Origin of the sequence: Pseudomonas caricapapayae (genome assembly GCF_001400735.1) — a bacterium.
Taxonomy (GTDB): domain Bacteria; phylum Pseudomonadota; class Gammaproteobacteria; order Pseudomonadales; family Pseudomonadaceae; genus Aquipseudomonas; species Aquipseudomonas caricapapayae.
This window is the reverse complement of the sequence record NZ_LJPW01000162.1, coordinates 1-737: the sequence shown is the minus strand read 5'-3', so window position 1 is coordinate 737 and position 737 is coordinate 1. Positions and strand designations below refer to the sequence as shown.

The window sequence follows — 737 nt, the reverse complement described above, 5'->3', positions numbered from 1 at the left end:
GCCAGGCTCATGATTACAGGTGGTGAGGATAAAGAGGATGCCCGACTGGGTCGAGCGGATCGAAGCGTCATCCGTCAAGCCATCCTGTTAACTGCGCAGGCCTGTCATGCCGCTGGTCGCGATGTGCTGACCGAAGATGTGCGAAATGCCCTGCGGGAGCTGGCACGCGATGAGAAAGAGCCCGAAGGCCGCAGAAATCGCATTCTGGAAATGGCCACGTCCATGGAGATGTTCTGCATGGGGATTGAGGGTGAGATGTTTAACCGCCCAGGTACTCCATGGCCAGAGGCTGATATTACGCTCGTGGACTTGGCGACTTATGCCCGAGAGGGCTACACGGCGCAGATGGCGATCGCTTACATCTCCCTGCTCAACACCGTCAATAACATTGCCGAGCGCGATCAGTTCAAAGGGCGGCCGATTGTATTTCTGACCGACGAAGGCCACATCCAGCTGAAAGTCCCGCTCCTGTCTCCGTTCTCGGTAAAAATCACAAAAATGTGGCGAAAGCTCGGTGCCTGGTTCTGGATGGCCACCCAGAACGTGGACGACGTGCCACCTGAAGCCACCACACTGCTGAACATGATCGAGTGGTGGATGTGCCTCAACATGCCGCCCGATGAAGTCGAGAAGATTGGCAAGTTTCGCAAGCTCAACGACGCCCAGAAATCGATGCTGTTGTCTGCCCGCAAAGAGACGGGCAAGTTCACCGAGGGGGTGGTGCTGGCCAAAAGCAT

1 pseudogene is annotated in these 737 nt (G+C 56.4%); it reads left to right on the top strand.

Annotated elements, in window-relative coordinates:
- Positions 1–737 (top strand): annotated as a pseudogene (locus ALO80_RS25375) (conjugative transfer ATPase); the annotation flags it as partial.